Raw genomic sequence first — 16,957 nt, forward strand, 5'->3', positions numbered from 1 at the left:
CGCATGAGCAGCCACCGCAACACCACCGATTACCAGCCTGTTCAGCCTGAACCGCATGAGCCCGACGTCGAACGTCGGCACAAGTGGGATGTTCTGCCCAAACTGGTGGCCCTGGGGGACCGGGACCGGACCCAGAAGGTGCGCCGATCCCTGTGGACCTGGCTGGTGGTGGTGGTGATCGCTGTGTCCGTGATCGGTCTGAGCGTGAACTGGATGCTGGTGGAACGCAAACCCCAGGATCCCGTGGAGAGCTGGCTGCAGTCCATGGTGGATGGCAGCTCCCGGCAAGGACTGGCCACTTTCTCCACCGGATTCGGCTACTCCGGGGCCTCCGCACTGCCCAACCGCGCCTACCGGGCGGCCGAAGGTCGGATTGACCGGTGGGAAATCACGGACGTTCAGACCAACGGGGACAGTGGTGCGGTCAGCGCGAAGGTGTGGTGGGCCGACGGTGAAGTTCCGGAGGGCCACAGCCAGGGTGAGGAGCATACCTGGAGTGTGCTCAAGGAGCACCGCACAGGGCCCTTCAACGACTCCTGGGTGCTGCAGGACCACGAATCCGCAACCCTCAGCGTGATCAGCCCAGGAACTTCTGCGATCACCATCAATGGTGTGAACCAGCGGCTCAGCGCCCGGGACCGTGCTGCCGCCGATGGCAGTGGTGGACTCTGGACCTGGGAGGCCATGCCCGGCCAGTTTGTGGTGGACCTGCCCCAGAACGGCGACTACATCCTGAAAACCCCCCTTGACCCGGTCACTGTGCAATTGGATGACCCCTCATCCCATGAGGTGACCATTGAGCTGGAACCCTCACCCAACCTGTGGGAAGAGGTGGATCAAGCCATAGCGGAGAAAATTGACGACTGCATGTCCCAGAACTCCGTGGCACCCTCCGACTGCCCCAGGTCCCAGCGTTGGGCGGATGGCAACGTCCCCAATGCGCAGGCTCCGGAGAGCCCCATGGCAACCCCCACCACCACGGCCTCCCCCACACCGCTGGAGGCCCCTGCCCTGGGATCCTCCATTGAGAACGTGGAATGGGAACTGGTCTCCCGGCCGTCCCTGTGGCTGGTGCCGGATGAGGACACCGGCAGCCAACTCGACTGGAAGGCCTCTGAGCACTCCGCCGCCCAAGCCCGCCTGACCTACCTGGAAGACGGACGCCGGGTGGAGGAAACCATCAACTTCCCCGTCCACGTGAATGTGACCTCCGACGGATCCAGCGCGGAGATCACTGTCAACCTCGACTGAGCTGTGGCCGTGTAGTAGCGTTGGTAGGTCTGTGTTTTGTGCGTTCCCGGCCTGGGAGCCGCAGATACGGACACGCATTGAACCTCCTGCTGTGGAAATGCCACAGCCGCTTAGCCCGAAGGAGGTGGGTTCTTACATGCGTGAGTACGAGCTGATGGTCATCATCAACCCCGAGGTTGACGACCGCGCGGTCGAGCCGACCCTGAAGAAGTTCCTCGAGGTCGTCACCCGCGAGAACGGCACCCTCGACAACGTCGACATCTGGGGCCGTCGTCGTCTGGCCTACGAAATCCAGAAGAAGTCCGAAGGCATTTACGCCGTTGTGCGCTTCCACTCCGAGCCCGCTACCGCTCAGGAACTCGACCGTGTGCTGAACCTCAACGAGGCCATCATGCGCACCAAGATCATCCGCCCTGAGGAGCAGCGCATCCACCCTCACCACGACGTCAACGGCGAGCCCGTTCCCGCCGAGGCCTGAGGTTTGACCCTGACGCCCATGTGGTGTCGGACCCCGGTGTGATGATGGTCTCTGACTCAGAGCCTTCCCCGCACCAGATACGCGACTCGATCCGGAGGACCCACAATGGCTGGCGACACAGTCATCACCGTTATCGGCAACCTGACCGCAGACCCTGAACTGCGCTTCACACCTTCTGGTGCGGCCGTTGCGAACTTCACGATCGCATCAACCCCGCGCCAGTTCGACCGCCAGTCCAATGAGTGGAAGGACGGGGAAACCCTGTTCCTGCGCTGCTCGGTCTGGCGTGAAGCCGCAGAGAACGTGGCAGAAACCCTGACCAAGGGCACCCGCGTGATCTGTCAGGGCCGCCTGCGCTCGCGTTCCTTTGACACCAAGGAAGGCGAACGCCGCACGGTCATGGAGCTTGAGGTCGAGGAAGTCGGCCCGTCGCTGCGCTTTGCCTCCGCCAAGATCAACCGCAACTCCCGTGGAGGGGGCGGCGGCGGAAACTTTGGTGGCGGCCAGGGCAGCAACTACGACGACGGCGGCTTCGGTGGCAACCGTGGCGGTGGCGGCAACCAGCAGGTTGGCTACAACCAGTCCGGTGGCAATCAGGGTGGCTTTGGTGGGAACCAGGGCGGCCGTGGGCGCCAGCAGGCCGGTCAGCAGAACGACCCCTGGGGCCAGTCCTCCGGTGGCAACTACGACTGGGGAACCGGCCAGGACGACGAACCGCCGTTCTGATCGGTGGCCTGAGTTCAGGCCTTGATCCCACGCCGTGACACGTACCGGCTCGGTGCGTGCAGACCGCGTTTCACGGGACTTCATTCGAAGGTCCCAACAATCCATTCCATCCCGCAGGGCACCTGCGGGCTCCACGCTTCAGAAGGAGCACCACGATGGCGAAGAACGAAATTCGCAAGCCGAAGCCGAAGGCTAACCCCCTCAAGGCTGCAGGCGTGACCGAGATCGACTACAAGGACGTTGCGTTGCTGCGCAAGTTCATTTCCGATCGCGGAAAGATCCGCGCCCGCCGGGTAACCGGCGTGTCCGTCCAGGAGCAGCGCAAGATCGCCCAGGCGATCAAGAACGCCCGTGAGGTCGCTCTGCTTCCCTACGCCGGCTCCGGCCGCTGATCGGAAAGGAACCAGAACTCATGGCAAAGATCATCCTGACTCACGAGGTCTCCGGCCTCGGTTCGGCCGGTGACGTGGTCGAGGTCAAGAACGGCTACGCCCGTAACTTCCTGTTCCCCCGCGGGTTCGCAACCCCGTGGACCAAGGGTGCGGAGAAGCAGATCGAATCGATCAAGGCTGCCCGTGCCGCCCGCGAGCTGGCTTCCCTGGAAGACGCTCAGGAACTGGCCACCAAGCTGAATGGCACCACCGTTCAGGTTGCCGCCAAGACCGGTGCAGAGGGCCGCTTGTTCGGCTCCATCAAGGCCGAGCAGGTTGCTGACGCAGTTGAGGCTGCCGGCCTGGGCTCGATCGACAAGCGCCGCGTGGAGATCCGCGAGCAGATCAAGACTGTTGGCACCTACTCCGCCAACGTGCGTCTGCACGAGGACGTCAACGCGACCGTCCAGTTCGAGGTTGTCCCCGCCTGATGTTCAGGTGAGCAACTGGAAACGCCCCCGACCACTCATGTGGTCTGGGGCGTTTCTGTTTCCTCAACTGCCACCCACCTCCCGCTACTCGCCGGCCGAGAGGTGAGTATTTCCGGTCATCTCCCACTACCTTCCGCTGAGCAGTGAGCTGTGCCGCCCATCAGAGCTGATGGGCGGCACAAGTCGATGCTCGGTGGAGAGAGGGCTCGCATGGACGGAACAACTCACTGTTCAGCAGCCATCTGATTTTCATCTGCCGGCCTTGGTGGGTGGGTTGCCGGAAATTTTGGAGGCCACCCACTAGACTTCTGTGACTTTCAACATATCCGTTCGATCCACGGGGCACGCACCACCTGCTGCGCAGATGTGTTGCCCGGACTGCGAGCCTTCAACAAGCCCACCGACCGGAGGTCCCCCTCATGAACTCCTTGGTTCTCGCCCTGATCGGCATTCTCATGATCTTGGGCGGCTACTTCCTCTACTCACGCTTCCTGGCACAGCACATCTACAACCTGGATGACTCACGCAAGACCCCCGCCGTCCAACTGGAGGACGGCGTGGACTACGTCCCCACCAACAAGTACGTTCTGTGGGGTCACCACTTCACCTCCGTGGCGGGAGCGGCACCGATTGTTGGCCCCGCCGTCGCCGTGATCTGGGGCTGGGGACCGGCGTTTCTGTGGGTCACCATCGGCACCATCTTCTTTGCCGGAATGCACGATCTGGGTGCGCTGTGGGCATCCATCCGCAACCGCGGGCAGTCCATCGGTGCGCTCTCCGGGCGTTACATCGGTGCTCGCGGCCGCAACCTGTTCCTGGTGGTCATCTTCCTGTTGTTGCTGATGGTCAACGCGGCTTTTGCCGTGGTGATCACCAACTTGCTGATCTCCACCCCCACCGCCGTGATCCCCACGTGGGGTGCGTTGTTGGTGGCCCTGCTGGTGGGTCAGGCGATCTACCGCCTCAAGTGGAACCTGCCGATCGTCTCCGTGGTGGGCGTGGTGGCGCTCTACACGCTGATCTGGATCGGCGGCAACGTCCCGCTGGCTCTGCCGGAGACCGTGTTCGGACTGCCGGACCGTGCTGTGTGGATCATCCTGCTCTTCCTCTACGCCGGCATCGCCTCCATGCTGCCGGTCTGGATGCTGTTGCAGCCGCGTGACTACATCAACGGTCTGCAGTTGTTCATTGCTCTGGGCATTCTCTACGGGTCGGTTCTGATTGCCCGTCCGGAGATCGTTGCCCCCGTCTACAACACCAACGTGCCGGACGGGACGCCGTCGTTGGTGCCGCTGCTGTTTGTGACCATTGCCTGTGGTGCCATTTCCGGCTTCCACGGCATGGTGAGTTCCGGAACCTCTTCCAAGCAGTTGGCCAAGGAAACCGACGCCCGATTTGTGGGGTACTTCGGTGCCGTGGGTGAAGGCCTGCTGGCCTTGGGTGCCATCATCGCCACCACCGCCGGTTACGCCACGCTGCAGCAGTGGGAAGCCGTGTACCAGGCGTTCAACGACGGCGGTGTGGCCGCTTTTGTGGAGGGCGGCGGCACCATTGTGGAGAACGGGATCAGGCTGCCGCAGTCCCTGGCTGCCACGGTCATGGCCACCACCGCCATCCTGTTCGCCGCCACCACCATGGACACCGGTGTCCGCCTGCAGCGTTTTGTGGTGCAGGAGATTGGCGAACTGGCCGGGGTTCGACTGGGCAAGTTCCTGGCCACCCTGATCGCTGTGGGTGTGGCACTGGCCCTGACCTTTGGTGCCGGGGCGGATGGTTCCGGCGGCATGCTGATCTGGCCGCTGTTCGGCACCACCAACCAGCTGATGGCGGCCTTGACGTTGTCGATCGTGGCCATCATGCTCATGCGCCGCGGAATCACCCCGTTGCCTGCTTTGATTCCGCTGGTGTTCGTGGCCGCCATGACCGTCTACGCGCTGTTCATCCAGCTGGGCACGTTCTACGCGGACCAGAACTGGTTGTTGCTGGTGCTGGACGTGATCATCCTGGTGGCAGCCCTGTGGGTGATTGTGGAAGCGGTGATCGCCATGAAGGGCGCCCGCAATTACTCCGGTGATGACGACGCCGAACTGGCGGAGATCGCCCAACAAGAGGCAGAGCGAGTCGGCCGACGGTGACCGGCTCCGCCTCCCGGCAGTCCCGTTCACGCCTGTCACGGGTGTGGGCGGGACTGCAGGATTTCTACAGCGGGCCTTACCGGCGGACTTTTGCAAGGGCTCGGCAGGATGAAGACGACCTGTTCATGGTGATCGTGATGTCCGAAGCTCTGGGCGTGCCCAACCCCGCCAGTTACTACACGATCGAACTTTTGTCCTCCGTGTATGACCAGTTCCATGACTGGCACCGTCGGATGGGCCTGGAACGCAGCCCCTTGGAGCACATCTCATGCTGTTAGGAGATCCCACATGAGCGTTCTCAAGGACCTGGTGGCCAACCGCGACGTCGTGTTTGTGGGCGGCAAAGGTGGTGTGGGAAAGACCGCAGTGGCCTCCGCTCTGGGCTTGAAAGCGGCCCGGGCGGGGCGCTGTGTGCTGGTGGTCTCCACTGACCCCGCGCACAACCTGGGGCATCTGTGGCAATGCTCCGTGGGAGACTCCCCGGTGGAGTTGGCACCCCGGCTGCGGGGTCTGGAGATTGATCCGCAACGGACCACGGATGCCCATTTGTCAGCGGTGCGTACCACCATGCAGCGCCTCATGCCAGAACACTTGCAGGGTGAGGTGACCAAGCACCTGGAGCTTGCCCGCGATGCTCCTGGCACCCATGAGGCTGCGGTGCTGGAACGTGTGGCGCAAGTGGTGGAGAACCGGAAACCGGGCGAGCTGGTCATCTTTGACACCGCCCCCTCCGGGCACACCACCCGCCTGATCGCCCTGCCTGAGCTCATGCAGGCCTGGACGGAGGGTCTGCTGCGCCGCCAGGACCGGTCCGCCAAGTTCAGCGCCGCACTGCGCGGCCTGGAACGCGACGATGACGGCGCCGCCGCCGACATCATCGGTTCATCCCGTGAGGGTTCTGGCCGTGACGGGCGTGGCCCCAGCAGGTTGTGGCGATCCGGTGGGGACCGACGATCCCGCCGGGACGTTGAGATCCGCCAGATCCTGGACCACCGACAAGCCCGCTTCCGGATGTTGCGTGAGGTTTTGCAGGATCCGGTACAGACGGCATTCATTGCAGTGTTGGCGGCTGAACGGCTCCCTGTGTTGGAGACCATTGAACTGGAACAGCAGCTGAGCCGATCCGGCATGGCGGTTGCAGCCCTGGTGGTCAACAAGCGCTCGCCGGAGGCTGCGGGGGACTTGTTGGCGGCGCGGCGGCGTCATGAGGAGGTGCACCTGCAGACTCTGCACCAGGCATTGCCGCATCATCCTTGCGTGGAAGTCCCGCTGCTGGGTGAGGACATTCTGGGTGAGCACGGCCTCAGTAACCTGGGGGAATGCCTGTAGCTGGTGGCTTATTTCGGCCACCTCCCGCTGCTCAGGGAATGGGGGCCTCCATGGCCGGTACTACTCACCGTTCGGCAGCCGCTGAAACTGAGCACCACACCCAATGGAGGACGGATGATCTACAAACGGATGGTCGCCAAGAAGATCAGACAGACATTTGATGCCATTAATGCGGGTGATTATCACTTCATGTTGGACGGATTGGCTGACGACTTCACATACCACTTCCACGGGGAGCATGCTCTAGGTGGGGCTCGAAGTACCCGAGCGTCCATGGAGGCGTGGTGGGAACGAGTCGGACGGCTTCTCCCCGGTGCTTGCTTTGATGTCCGCGAGGTATTGATCACCGGTGGGCCGTGGCAGACAAGGGTGGCTGTCAACACCAGGGTCAGTGGCGATCTGCCCGACGGGTCCCAGTACCGCAACGTGGTGCTCCAGCTCTTGACGTTGCGGTGGGGCAAGGTCACCGATGTAGAAACTTTGGAGAACCTGCAAGTTCTGGAGCGCGCATTGCGTGTGGTGGCAGATCATGGTCACCCCGAGGCGCTGGCCGACCCAATCCAGGATCCACACAGAGGCACCACCCACCCGGACACCCACGGTCCGAACGTGAGGTGAGTATTTCCGGTCATCTCCCATTACCTTTCGCTGAGCAGTGAGCTGTGCCGCCCATCAGAGCTGATGGACGGCACGAGGCACTGCTCGGTGGGTGAGGGGGCCTCCATGGCCGGAACAACTCACTGCTCGGGGGATGGGGCCTCCCCGGAGGGTGGGCTCACGGGGTGGGAGCTCAGGAGCCGTCGTGGCCCCGGAGCAAGGTGGTGAAGTCCGTGACCGCCGGCTTCAGCTCCGTACCCGACTGACGGCGTGCACCTCCCACCGACGACGACGCCCCGCCCTGGTCCGCCGGCACGGGCCCTGCACCCAGGCCCTCCTGCATGAACCCGGCAACACCGGTTTGCGTGGAGACCATGGCCGTGGCCAGTTCCCCGGCGGCGCGATTGATCCTGCGCTCCAACTCGGAGCCGTCCGCACCGAAATCCTCCGTGGCCGCAAAGACTCCTGTGGGCAGCACCGTGGCGTGCATGTACGTGAACAGCGGCCGCACCGCGTAGTCCAGGACCAGACTGTGCCTCGGCGTACCGGCGGTCGCCGCGATCAGCACGGGCATGTCCACCAGGGCGTCCTGGTCCAGAGCATCGAAGAAGCTCTTGAACAGCCCCGTGTAGGACGCCTTGAACACCGGTGTGACCGCAATCAGACCATCAGCAGCAGAGACTGTCCGCTTGACCTGGTCCAACACCGGATCCGGCAGGCCGCCGGTGGTCATGGCGTGGGCCAGGTTCACGGCCAGGTCCCGCAGCTCGATGTACTCCACGGACACGCTCTCCCCGCGACCGCCCACCTGGGCCGTCACGGCATCAGCAATGCGCTCGCCCAGCAGGGACGTGGTGGACGGGTTGGACAGACCGGCGGCAATCACCACCAGATGGCGGGTCATCGTGCGACTCCTTGAGTGTGAGCGGCGTCGTCGTTGGTGGAATCCGGGACCACGGCGTTGGTGACCTTGAGGTGCGGGGAATCCGGGCCCTGGGCCACCAGGGAGGCGTGGGTGGGGGGATCGGAGGGGACGTGCGCCGGACGACGACGCTCGAACTCCGTCCGCAGCACCGGCACGATCTCCTTGCCCAGGATTTCGATCTGTTCCAGCACCATCTCCTCCGGCAGGCCCGCGTGATCGGTCAGGAACAGCAGGCGCTGGAAGTCACCCACCTGATCGGCGTAACCCAGGTAGCGCTCGATGATCTGGTCCACGGTGCCCACGGTCAGCGGGGTGGCGCGGGTGAAGTCCTCCATGGAGGGGCCGTGGCCGTAGACCGGGGCGTTGTCAAAGTACGGGCGGAAAATCCGCTTGGCCTCGGCCTCCGTGCTCGCGGCGAACACCTGACCCCCCAGGCCCACAATCGCCTGGTCGGCAGATCCGTGGCCGTAGTGCTCAAAGCGCTGGCGGTACAGGTTCACCATCTGAGCGGTGTGCTCGATGTTCCAGAAGATGTTGTTGTGGAAGAAGCCGTCCCCGTAATAGGCGGCCTGCTCGGCGATCTCCGTGGAGCGGATGGAACCGTGCCACACGAACGGGGGAACTCCGTCCAGGGGCGCTGGTGTGGAGGTGTAGTTCTGCAGCGGGGTGCGGAACTTGCCGGACCAGTTGACCACGGGTTCGCGCCACAGCTTGCGCAGCAGGTGGTAGTTCTCGATGGCCAGGGGAATGCCGTCGCGGATGTCCTTGCCGAACCACGGGTAAACCGGGCCGGTGTTGCCGCGGCCCATGGTCAGGTCAACGCGCCCGCCGGAGATGTGCTGGAGGAACGCGTAGTCCTCGGCGATCTTGACGGGATCGTTGGTGGTGATCAGCGTGGTGGCCGTGGAGAACTTGAGGTTGGTGGTCTGAGCCGCCAGGTAACCCAGGTGCGTGGTGGGGGAGGACGGGACGAACGGCGGGTTGTGGTGCTCGCCGGTGGCAAAGACGTCCAGGCCCACTTCCTCCGCCTTGAGGGCGTACTTGGTCATCGCCTGGATGCGCCGACCCTCCGTGGGGGTGGTGCCGTTGGTCGGGTCAGTGGTGACATCGCCGACGCTGAAGATACCGAACTGCATGGTGTTCACTCCTTGCTCAGATCCCGTGGAGATGCGTCACGTCCGGGGTCTGTCTGGTCTTCGTTATTTACGTGACGTATCACGTATGAGTATGGACGCTTTTAGGTGACATGTCAACTAGTTGCGTTCGTGGTGGGTTGGGGCCTACTCAGGCCTTACCTGACAGGGCGCAACTCTGGCTGTCCAGGTGAGCTGCAATCAGTGCCGTAATGCGCCCCAGTTCCGCGGCATCCTGGTCACTCAGGGCATCGAACAGCACCGATCGCACGGCGTTGACGTGCCCGGGTGCGGCCTTCTCCAGGGCGGCATGACCCTCTGCCGTGAGTTCCACCAGCTGGGCGCGGCCGTCATCCGGGCAGGCGTAGCGCTTGATCAGCCCGCGCTTGTCCATTCGGTTCAAGTGGTGTGACATGCGCGAACGCTCCCACTCCAGCATGGTGGCCAGCTCGGTGATTCGGCAGGAGCCGGCTGAGGCCTCATGGAGGGTCACCAGAACCTCGTAGTCCTGCAGGGACAGCCCAGAGTCCTGTTGCAGCTGATGCCCCAGGCGCGCCGGAACCCGTGAGATGGCGGAGAGCCAGCTGCGCCAGATGTGCTGCTGGTCATCGGTCAACCATGGGGTCTGAGGGGCTGCTGCGGGAGATTCTGCTGCGGACATGCCCTCAATCCTAGTAATCAGGTGACATGTCACTCAAGTCTGGACGAACTGTTGAGCGGTCGCTGGATTCTTGGTCCGAACTGCCAGAGTTCCAGGGATTGGTGACCGCGCCCGCCGCAGGGTGTGCCAGGATGCTGGGCGTGAGCTCCTCCCGATCCAAGTCAGCAACTGCACACAACCACGACGCTGCCCCCCGCCGTCGTGGTTCCGCTGAAAAGAGGCTGTTGCCCATTGCTGTGGGGCTGTGGGTGCTCTCCCTGCTCAGTCTGGTGCTGGCATTCGTGCTGGGGAACACCGGGACCGCAGCCATGATGTCCATCAGCTTCATCGGCGGGTTGTTGCTCGCCACTTTGGCCGACGTTGGTGCGTTCCTGACCGCGCTGGCCAGTGCCGTGACGTACCGGCGACACCGCCCGTGGAACGTGGTGGTGCTGATCGGCACCGTGATGGTCTCCCCGGCCACCCTGTTGATTCTGCTGCAGACCGTCCTGACCATCTGATTGTGTGGATCTTTTCCCCAGATCTAGAACACCCTGTGGGTGGCCTGTGGACAACTGCTGTGGAAAACAGTGTGGGCAGTGTGTTTGCGCTCTATGAGCCAATCTGACTAGGCGTGATAGATCTCTCAACCCTGGGTTGAGCAATTCAGTTGTCCACAGGCATCCACAAGTTGTGCACGCTCAACCCACAATTCCCCCCGGCGATCCCCACACGCATTCCACAAGTTATCCACAAGCTGTGGGGGGTGGGTCCACGTTGTGGGGTGGCACGGTCTCCAGCGCACTCTGCCGGAGCTTGTGACGTCCGAAGCATGGGACACAATGGAGAGACTTTCAGCGGCGTTCGTCGTCGTTGATCCACCAACCCCCTGAAAGGCCGAGCGTGTCCGAAGATCTGGTGCGCACACCCCCGCACGACAACGTTGCCGAGCAGTCCGTGCTGGGTGGCATGATGCTGTCCAAGGACGCCATTGCGGACGTGGTGGAAGTGGTTGTGGGGGCCGACTTCTACAAGCCGGCGCACGAGTCGATCTATGAGGCGATCGTCAGCCTGTACGGCAAGGGTGAGCCCGCGGACGCCATCACGGTGGCTGATGAGCTCACCAAGCGCGGGGACCTGGACCACGTGGGAGGTGCCGCCTACCTGCACTCGCTGATTTCCTCCGTTCCCACGGCAGCCAACGCCGGGTTCTACGCGGAAATTGTTCAGGAGCGCGCGGTGCTGCGGCGCCTGGTGGGCGCCGGCACCAAGATTGTGCAACTGGGCTATGCCCAGGACGGTGAAGTGGAAACCCTGGTCAACGAGGCCCAGGCCGAAATCATGAGCGTGGCCGAGCGCCGCAACTCCGAGGACTACGTGGCCTTGAAAGAGGTTGTGGAGGCCACCGTTGACGAAATCGAACAGGCCGCCGGGAAATCCGGCATGCAGGGTGTGCCCAGTGGATTCGTGGAATTCGACGAACTGACCCACGGTCTGCAAGGCGGTCAAATGATTGTGGTGGCAGCCAGGCCGGCGATGGGGAAGGCGCTTGCACTGGACACACCCATTCCCACGCCAACGGGATGGTCCACCATGGGTGATCTTGAGGTGGGGGATTACGTCTTGGCGGCCGACGGGTCACCCACCCGGATCACTCAAGCGACTGGTGTGATGACAGGCCGGCCGTGTTACCGGGTCACTTTCGACGACGGTGCGGAGATCGTTGCGGATGCGGAGCACCAGTGGTTGACGCTCACCCGCGCTGCGCGGCGTACGCGGCCAATGGCCGCGTACAGCACAGCGGCAGAGGTGAAGGCCTTGCGCTCTGCGGCTCCGGTGGCAGATCTCAGTGGCGCAGAAGTTGTGACCACGGAACACATTCGTCAGACACTGCGCTGCAATACGGCTGAACGCCGTCTCAACCACAGCATCCCGAATGCGCACGCACTGCAGCTACCTGAAGCTCAACTGCCGATTGCGCCATACACCATGGGCATCTGGCTAGGGGATGGTGCCACCAATCAGGCACGAATTACCACAGTTGACCCGGAGGTATTGGCCCGGGTTCAGTGGGACGGCTACACCGTGCGTCCGGTTGGGAAGCATGGCTACGGGATTGCCTTGCCCAAGGAGCAGCGGGATTACCAGCGAAACTGCGTGGTCTGTGGTGCGGCGTTTGTCACCCGGCATCAGACCATCCAAGCCTGCTCGCAGTCCTGCGGGGGACGCGTCCGAGGCTTGGGGAAGCCCAGTCTGCAGCCGACTTGTATTGATTGTGGAGCGCCCTGTTCCGGGGGCTTGCGTTGCTCCCGATGCCATGTCTCCGGCACTTCGATTCAAGGGATCCTGCGCGCAATGGGCCTGCTAGGTAACAAGCACATCCCAAGGTCTTACCTGCGTTCCAGTGAACGGCAGCGGCGCGATCTCCTGGCTGGACTTTTGGACAGCGACGGCACAGTGACGAACGCTGGATGTGTCCAGTTTGCCGTAACGCACCGGCAGCTGGCAGAGGACTTCCGTGAGCTTGTGCATTCGCTGGGTTATCGCTCAGGGATGGGTACCAAGGTGGTCAAGGGGCGCTCGCCGGAGTCCTCCATCCTCTACAAGGTGACATTCTCAGCCACAGACCAGGTGTTTCACCTGACGCGCAAGAGGCAGGCCCATCTGGAGCGTGACGGTCGGCCGACTCCCAAGCGGACACAGCGTTTTGTGACTGCCGTGGAACCAATGGATTCCGTTCCCGTGCGGTGCATTGAAGTGGACAACCCGGATCACCTGTTTCTGGCAGGCCGTCACTTAATTCCGACACACAACTCCACATTCGCCATCGATATTGCCAGGTCGGCTGCCATCAAGCACAACATGGCCACCGCCATCTTCTCCTTGGAAATGGCGCGCAATGAGATTGCTCTGAAGATTCTTTCGGCTGAAGCGACCATCAATCTGCAGGACCTCCGCAAGGGTGGACTGCGGGACGAGCAGTGGCAGAAGATCGCCTCCACCATGGGCAAATTGGACTCTGCGCCGCTGTTCATTGACGACTCTCCGAACATGTCCCTCATGGAGATTCGTGCCAAGTGCAGGCGGCTCAAGCAGAAGCACGACCTCAAATTGGTGGTCCTGGACTACCTGCAGCTGATGAGCTCCGGTAAACGGGTTGAGTCCCGTCAGCAGGAAGTTTCTGAATTCTCCCGTGCTTTGAAGTTGATGGCCAAGGAATTGGAAGTTCCGGTTATCGCGCTGTCCCAGTTGAACCGTGGTTCTGAGCAACGAACGGACAAGCGACCAATGGTTTCTGACTTGAGAGAATCGGGATCAATTGAACAGGATGCGGATATGGTGATCCTTTTGCATCGTGATGATGTTTATGACAAGGAATCGCCGCGAGCCGGTGAGGCTGATGTGATTGTTGCCAAGCACCGTAATGGTCCCACCAAAACCATCGTGGTGGCATTCCAAGGCCACTACTCTCGGTTCGCCAACATGGCGCACGAAGGGTTCTGAGATTTCAATCTAGGCGGTTTCTGCGGAATTATAGTGACTATCTGTATCACGTTTTACCTGCCATAGATCAGTTTTTGCAAACGGCCGCGAACGTGAGTATTGCCGAATTCAGGGTCATGATGCTGCGCCAACCCCCGCACACGCGGAGCCGAGAAACCAGCTGATCGCCGCTGTGGGGTGGAGTGACCCGTTTTGTCTCAGGGACTTTACCAAGGAGCTGCCGGTTCTGGAGGGGTGTTGTGGACTGCACCGTGAGGACTCGCGATGACGGATCCAGCAACCACAGGGTTTTGGTCTCTGCCCTTGGAGGGCGGTGGTCAGACGCGGGTGACCACGATTGCCGTGCCGAGCGTGGACATCAACTTTCGCATGGAGTCGAGCGCAACTTTTCTCTCAGATCCAGCGGTCAGCTCGCCTTGTCAAGACCACAACAGATGCCAGGCGTCTAAAGTTTTGTGGCACCTTGGCGTAAACTTTGTGAGGTGCAAGCCATCCGTTTTCCTCAAGTTGACTTCTCCAGCCAGCTGGTCTCTGACCTGATCGAACTGGAGCGGGTTCGCCTGGACTTCAGGACGGAGGCCCTGGACGACCCGTTCATCCTGGAGCTCCGCAGGTTGTTTCAGGGCCTCACCAGCATGATGTCTGCCCGCATTGAAGGGAATCGCACCACGGTCTCCGACGTCGTTGCTGAGGCTCGGCGAGCCAAAATCACCGGCGACCAAGCCGTGGATGCTGTGCGCGAGATTCTGCAATTGGAGGAGGCGACCGAGTACATCGAACGCCTTGCGGCTCAAGGCAGGCTTGAGCTGTCGCACGTGTTGGTCAGAGACCTTCACAGAATGTCGGTGAACGGTCTGGAGCGCGAAGGCGACCCTCACCCCGGGAGCTATCGACAGGGGAGCGTTGCGATAGCGGGGGCCACCCACTTGCCACCGGGCCCCAACAGTGTCCAGCCGGACATGGATCAACTTTTGGAGTTCGCCAACCGGGAGGTTCAGCCCCAGTACCAGCTGCTTCAAGTTGCACTGGTCCACCATCGGTTTGTGTGGATCCACCCGTTCACCAACGGGAACGGTCGAGTTTCCCGACTGTTGACGTACGCCATGCTCATCAAACGTGGTTACACATCGCGCAGTACTGCACGGCCGTTGAATCCAACGGCCGTGTTCGGGGCAGACCGCCAGGCCTACTACCACCACTTGGCTCAAGCAGATTCGCTGTCGGATGACAGTGCACTCGCCTGGTGTGGTTACGTGATTCGCGGGTTGCGGGATGACTTGGCCAGTGTGACCCACCTGGCTGATCGCTCCTACGTGGTCGACCAAGTCTTTGCGGAGGCCCTCAACACGGCCATTGCGCACGGGACGCTTGCGCAGAGCGATGGAGACGTTTTGTACGAGGTTGCTCGGCGCGGTACCAGCAAGGCGGGGGAGCTCAGCGAGGTGATCCCCGGGACGCTGTCCTCAAGGAGCCAAAAACTGGGCCGATTGGTAAAGTCCGGTTTCCTTCAGAAGGTGGGAAAGCCACAGAAGTATGCGATCAGTCTGTGGCAGAACGATCTGACCATTCACGTGGTGCAGCGCTTGGACGAGTTGGGTATGTTGCCATCAATCTTGCGGGACTGACCAAGGTGTGTGTCGGCAGTTTCAGTCTGTCAGCGTTGGCCCGGACTCACCCCATCACACATCCGCAGCAGCAGCCCGTCCCGCTACGCGACCGGAGAAGATGCACCCTCCCAGGAAGGTGCCTTCCAGTGCGTTGTAGCCCATCATGCCTCCACCGCCGAACCCGCTGACCTCACCGGCGGCGTAGAGCCCCGGCAGGACCTCGCCGGATTCGGTCATGCATCGCGCGGACAGGTCCGTTTCCAGCCCGCCCAAGGTCTTGCGGGTCAGGATGTTCAGCCGCACCGCTATCAACGGACCGTTGCGCGGGTCCAGGAATTTGTGTGGCTTGGCGGTTCGGATCAACCGGTCACCCAGGTACTGCCGAGCCCCGCGCACCGCTGTGACCTGGGCGTCCTTGCTGAACTTGTTGCCGATCTCCAGATCGTGAGTCTCCAGCAACTCGCGCAGATGGTCTTCCGAGATCATGCCCGGCTCACCCACACGGTTCATCCCTGCCACCAGCTCCTCCACGGAGTTGGCCACCACAAAGTCCTGCCCATGCTCCTTGAAGGCCTCCACCGGCCCGGGGGCTCCGGACTTCAACCGCGCCAGCAGCAATCGATGGTCCTTGCCGGTCAGATCGGGATTCTGCTCGGATCCGGAGAGCGCGAATTCCTTCTCGATCACCTTTTGCGTCAGCACGAACCACGAGTAGTCATGCCCAGTCTCGCGCAGGTGTTTCAGCGTGCCCAGGGTGTGGAACCCCGGGTAGAACGGCGCCGGCAGGCGCTGTCCGGCGGCATCCAGCCACAGTGAGGACGGCCCGGGAAGAATCCTGATCCCGTGATTGGCCCAAATGGGATCCCAGTTGCGCACACCCTCCACGTACGCCCACAGCCGGTCCGGATTGATCACCCGCGCGCCACCGGCCTGGCTGATGGCCAGCATGCGCCCATCCACATGGGCAGGCACCCCGGAGACCATGGTCTCTGGCGGTGTGCCCAGCCGCTTCGGCCACACCTTCCGCACCAGATCGTGATCCCCGCCAATACCCCCGGAGGTCACGACGACGGCCTGCCCTCTGATCTGGAAAGCCCCCGTCTGGGTGCGGCTGGACGCGGTGCCGCGGGGCGCCGTCGTTGGCTCAAGGACCGCACCCTGAACACCGACGACGCAACCCGCCTCCACCAGCAACCCATCCACTTGGTGGCGGAAGGCAAAGCGCAGGCGGCCGGATTCTTCATGTTCCCGGACCCGCCGGATGAACGGGGCCAGGACCCCGGGGCCGGTGCCCCAGGTGATGTGGAAGCGAGGCACGGAGTTGCCGTGGCCGTTGGCCCGACCGTCCCCGCGTTCCGCCCAACCGACCACGGGGAACAGGCGTAAACCCATCTGGTGCAGCCATGAGCGTTTCTCCCCGGCGGCAAAGTCCAGGTAGGCCTGGGCCCAGCGGCGGGGCCAGTAGTCCTCGGGCCGATCGAACTGGGCGCTGCCCATCCAGTCCCGTGTGGCCAGTTCCAGTGAGTCGCGAACGCCCAGTCGCCGCTGTTCGGGAGAGTCCACCAGGAACAGGCCACCCAAGCTCCAATGGGCCTGGCCACCCAGGTTTTGCTCGCCTTCCTGGTCCACCACAACCACGGATCGGCCGCGGTCGGCAGCCTCCGCCGCGGCAACCAAGCCCGCCAAACCGGCACCAACCACCACAACATCTGCGTCCATGGGTCAAGTGTAAGGAGGCTTACAGGAGGGCGCTGCTGCCTTCCATGGTCG

Annotated in this window: 16 protein-coding genes; 12 read left to right on the top strand and 4 right to left on the bottom strand. The window is 62.6% G+C overall.

Annotated elements, in window-relative coordinates:
* The first annotated feature begins 3 nt into the window (after positions 1-3).
* The 9 genes from L979_RS02075 to L979_RS02115 all read left to right on the top strand — a co-directional run bounded on the left by L979_RS02075 (position 4) and on the right by L979_RS02115 (position 7,399).
* Positions 4-1,251: a hypothetical protein gene (locus L979_RS02075; RefSeq protein WP_047688592.1), complete on the top strand. Its 1,248-nt coding sequence runs from the start codon at positions 4-6 to the stop codon at positions 1,249-1,251.
* A gap of 136 nt (positions 1,252-1,387) precedes the next feature.
* Positions 1,388-1,729, top strand: a complete 342-nt coding sequence (gene rpsF, locus L979_RS02080; RefSeq protein WP_047688594.1) for a 30S ribosomal protein S6 — start codon at positions 1,388-1,390, stop codon at positions 1,727-1,729.
* Positions 1,730-1,834: 105 nt separating this feature from the next.
* The gene (locus L979_RS02085; RefSeq protein ID WP_047688596.1) at positions 1,835-2,455 is read left to right on the top strand and encodes a single-stranded DNA-binding protein; all 621 of its coding nucleotides are present in this window, start codon (positions 1,835-1,837) and stop codon (positions 2,453-2,455) included.
* Between the two features lie 155 nt (positions 2,456-2,610).
* On the top strand, positions 2,611-2,847 hold the full coding sequence (gene rpsR, locus L979_RS02090; RefSeq protein WP_047688597.1) for a 30S ribosomal protein S18: 237 nt from the start codon (positions 2,611-2,613) through the stop codon (positions 2,845-2,847).
* A 20-nt stretch (positions 2,848-2,867) separates the two neighbouring features.
* Positions 2,868-3,317 carry a 50S ribosomal protein L9 gene (gene rplI / locus L979_RS02095; protein ID WP_047688600.1) on the top strand — a complete coding sequence of 150 codons (450 nt, stop codon included), beginning with the start codon at positions 2,868-2,870 and terminating at the stop codon, positions 3,315-3,317.
* Between the two features lie 419 nt (positions 3,318-3,736).
* Positions 3,737-5,452, top strand: a complete 1,716-nt coding sequence (locus L979_RS02100) for a carbon starvation protein A (RefSeq protein WP_047688602.1) — start codon at positions 3,737-3,739, stop codon at positions 5,450-5,452.
* A complete protein-coding gene (locus L979_RS02105; protein ID WP_047688604.1) occupies positions 5,449-5,730 on the top strand; it encodes a cory-CC-star protein in 282 nt (93 codons plus the stop codon). Before L979_RS02100 ends, L979_RS02105 begins: the two co-directional genes overlap by 4 nt.
* A 10-nt stretch (positions 5,731-5,740) precedes the next feature.
* On the top strand, positions 5,741-6,781 hold the full coding sequence (locus L979_RS02110) for an ArsA family ATPase (RefSeq protein WP_047688606.1): 1,041 nt from the start codon (positions 5,741-5,743) through the stop codon (positions 6,779-6,781).
* Between the two features lie 129 nt (positions 6,782-6,910).
* Positions 6,911-7,399 carry a nuclear transport factor 2 family protein gene (locus tag L979_RS02115; protein WP_255349587.1) on the top strand — a complete coding sequence of 163 codons (489 nt, stop codon included), beginning with the start codon at positions 6,911-6,913 and terminating at the stop codon, positions 7,397-7,399.
* A 172-nt stretch (positions 7,400-7,571) separates the two neighbouring features.
* Here L979_RS02115 and L979_RS02120 read toward each other — a convergent pair whose 3' ends face one another.
* The 3 genes from L979_RS02120 to L979_RS02130 all read right to left on the bottom strand — a co-directional run bounded on the left by L979_RS02120 (position 7,572) and on the right by L979_RS02130 (position 10,097).
* On the bottom strand, positions 7,572-8,282 hold the full coding sequence (locus L979_RS02120; protein ID WP_047688608.1) for an FMN reductase: 711 nt from the start codon (positions 8,280-8,282) through the stop codon (positions 7,572-7,574).
* Entirely contained in the window at positions 8,279-9,439 is a 1,161-nt protein-coding gene (locus L979_RS02125; RefSeq protein ID WP_047688610.1) for an LLM class flavin-dependent oxidoreductase, read from the bottom strand. Before L979_RS02125 ends, L979_RS02120 begins: the two co-directional genes overlap by 4 nt.
* A gap of 148 nt (positions 9,440-9,587) precedes the next feature.
* Complete coding sequence (locus L979_RS02130) at positions 9,588-10,097, bottom strand: MarR family winged helix-turn-helix transcriptional regulator (protein ID WP_052209350.1); 510 nt, start codon at positions 10,095-10,097, stop codon at positions 9,588-9,590.
* Positions 10,098-10,237: 140 nt separating this feature from the next.
* Here L979_RS02130 and L979_RS02135 point away from each other — a divergent pair, with 140 nt between their 5' ends.
* From L979_RS02135 to L979_RS02145, 3 genes are all read left to right on the top strand, one after another.
* Positions 10,238-10,597: a hypothetical protein gene (locus L979_RS02135; RefSeq protein WP_156125305.1), complete on the top strand. Its 360-nt coding sequence runs from the start codon at positions 10,238-10,240 to the stop codon at positions 10,595-10,597.
* Between the two features lie 382 nt (positions 10,598-10,979).
* Complete coding sequence (dnaB, locus tag L979_RS02140) at positions 10,980-13,580, top strand: replicative DNA helicase (RefSeq protein ID WP_047688614.1); 2,601 nt, start codon at positions 10,980-10,982, stop codon at positions 13,578-13,580.
* A 482-nt stretch (positions 13,581-14,062) separates the two neighbouring features.
* Entirely contained in the window at positions 14,063-15,205 is a 1,143-nt protein-coding gene (locus tag L979_RS02145) for a Fic family protein (RefSeq protein WP_047688617.1), read from the top strand.
* A 54-nt stretch (positions 15,206-15,259) separates the two neighbouring features.
* On the opposite strand, the gene L979_RS02150 is transcribed toward L979_RS02145, so the two are convergent.
* Positions 15,260-16,906, bottom strand: a complete 1,647-nt coding sequence (locus L979_RS02150) for an FAD-binding dehydrogenase (RefSeq protein WP_047688619.1) — start codon at positions 16,904-16,906, stop codon at positions 15,260-15,262.
* Between the last annotated feature and the right edge of the window lie 51 nt (positions 16,907-16,957).

This window comes from Kocuria sp. ZOR0020, from assembly GCF_000800955.1.
Taxonomy (GTDB): Bacteria; Actinomycetota; Actinomycetes; order Actinomycetales; family Micrococcaceae; genus Kocuria; species Kocuria subflava.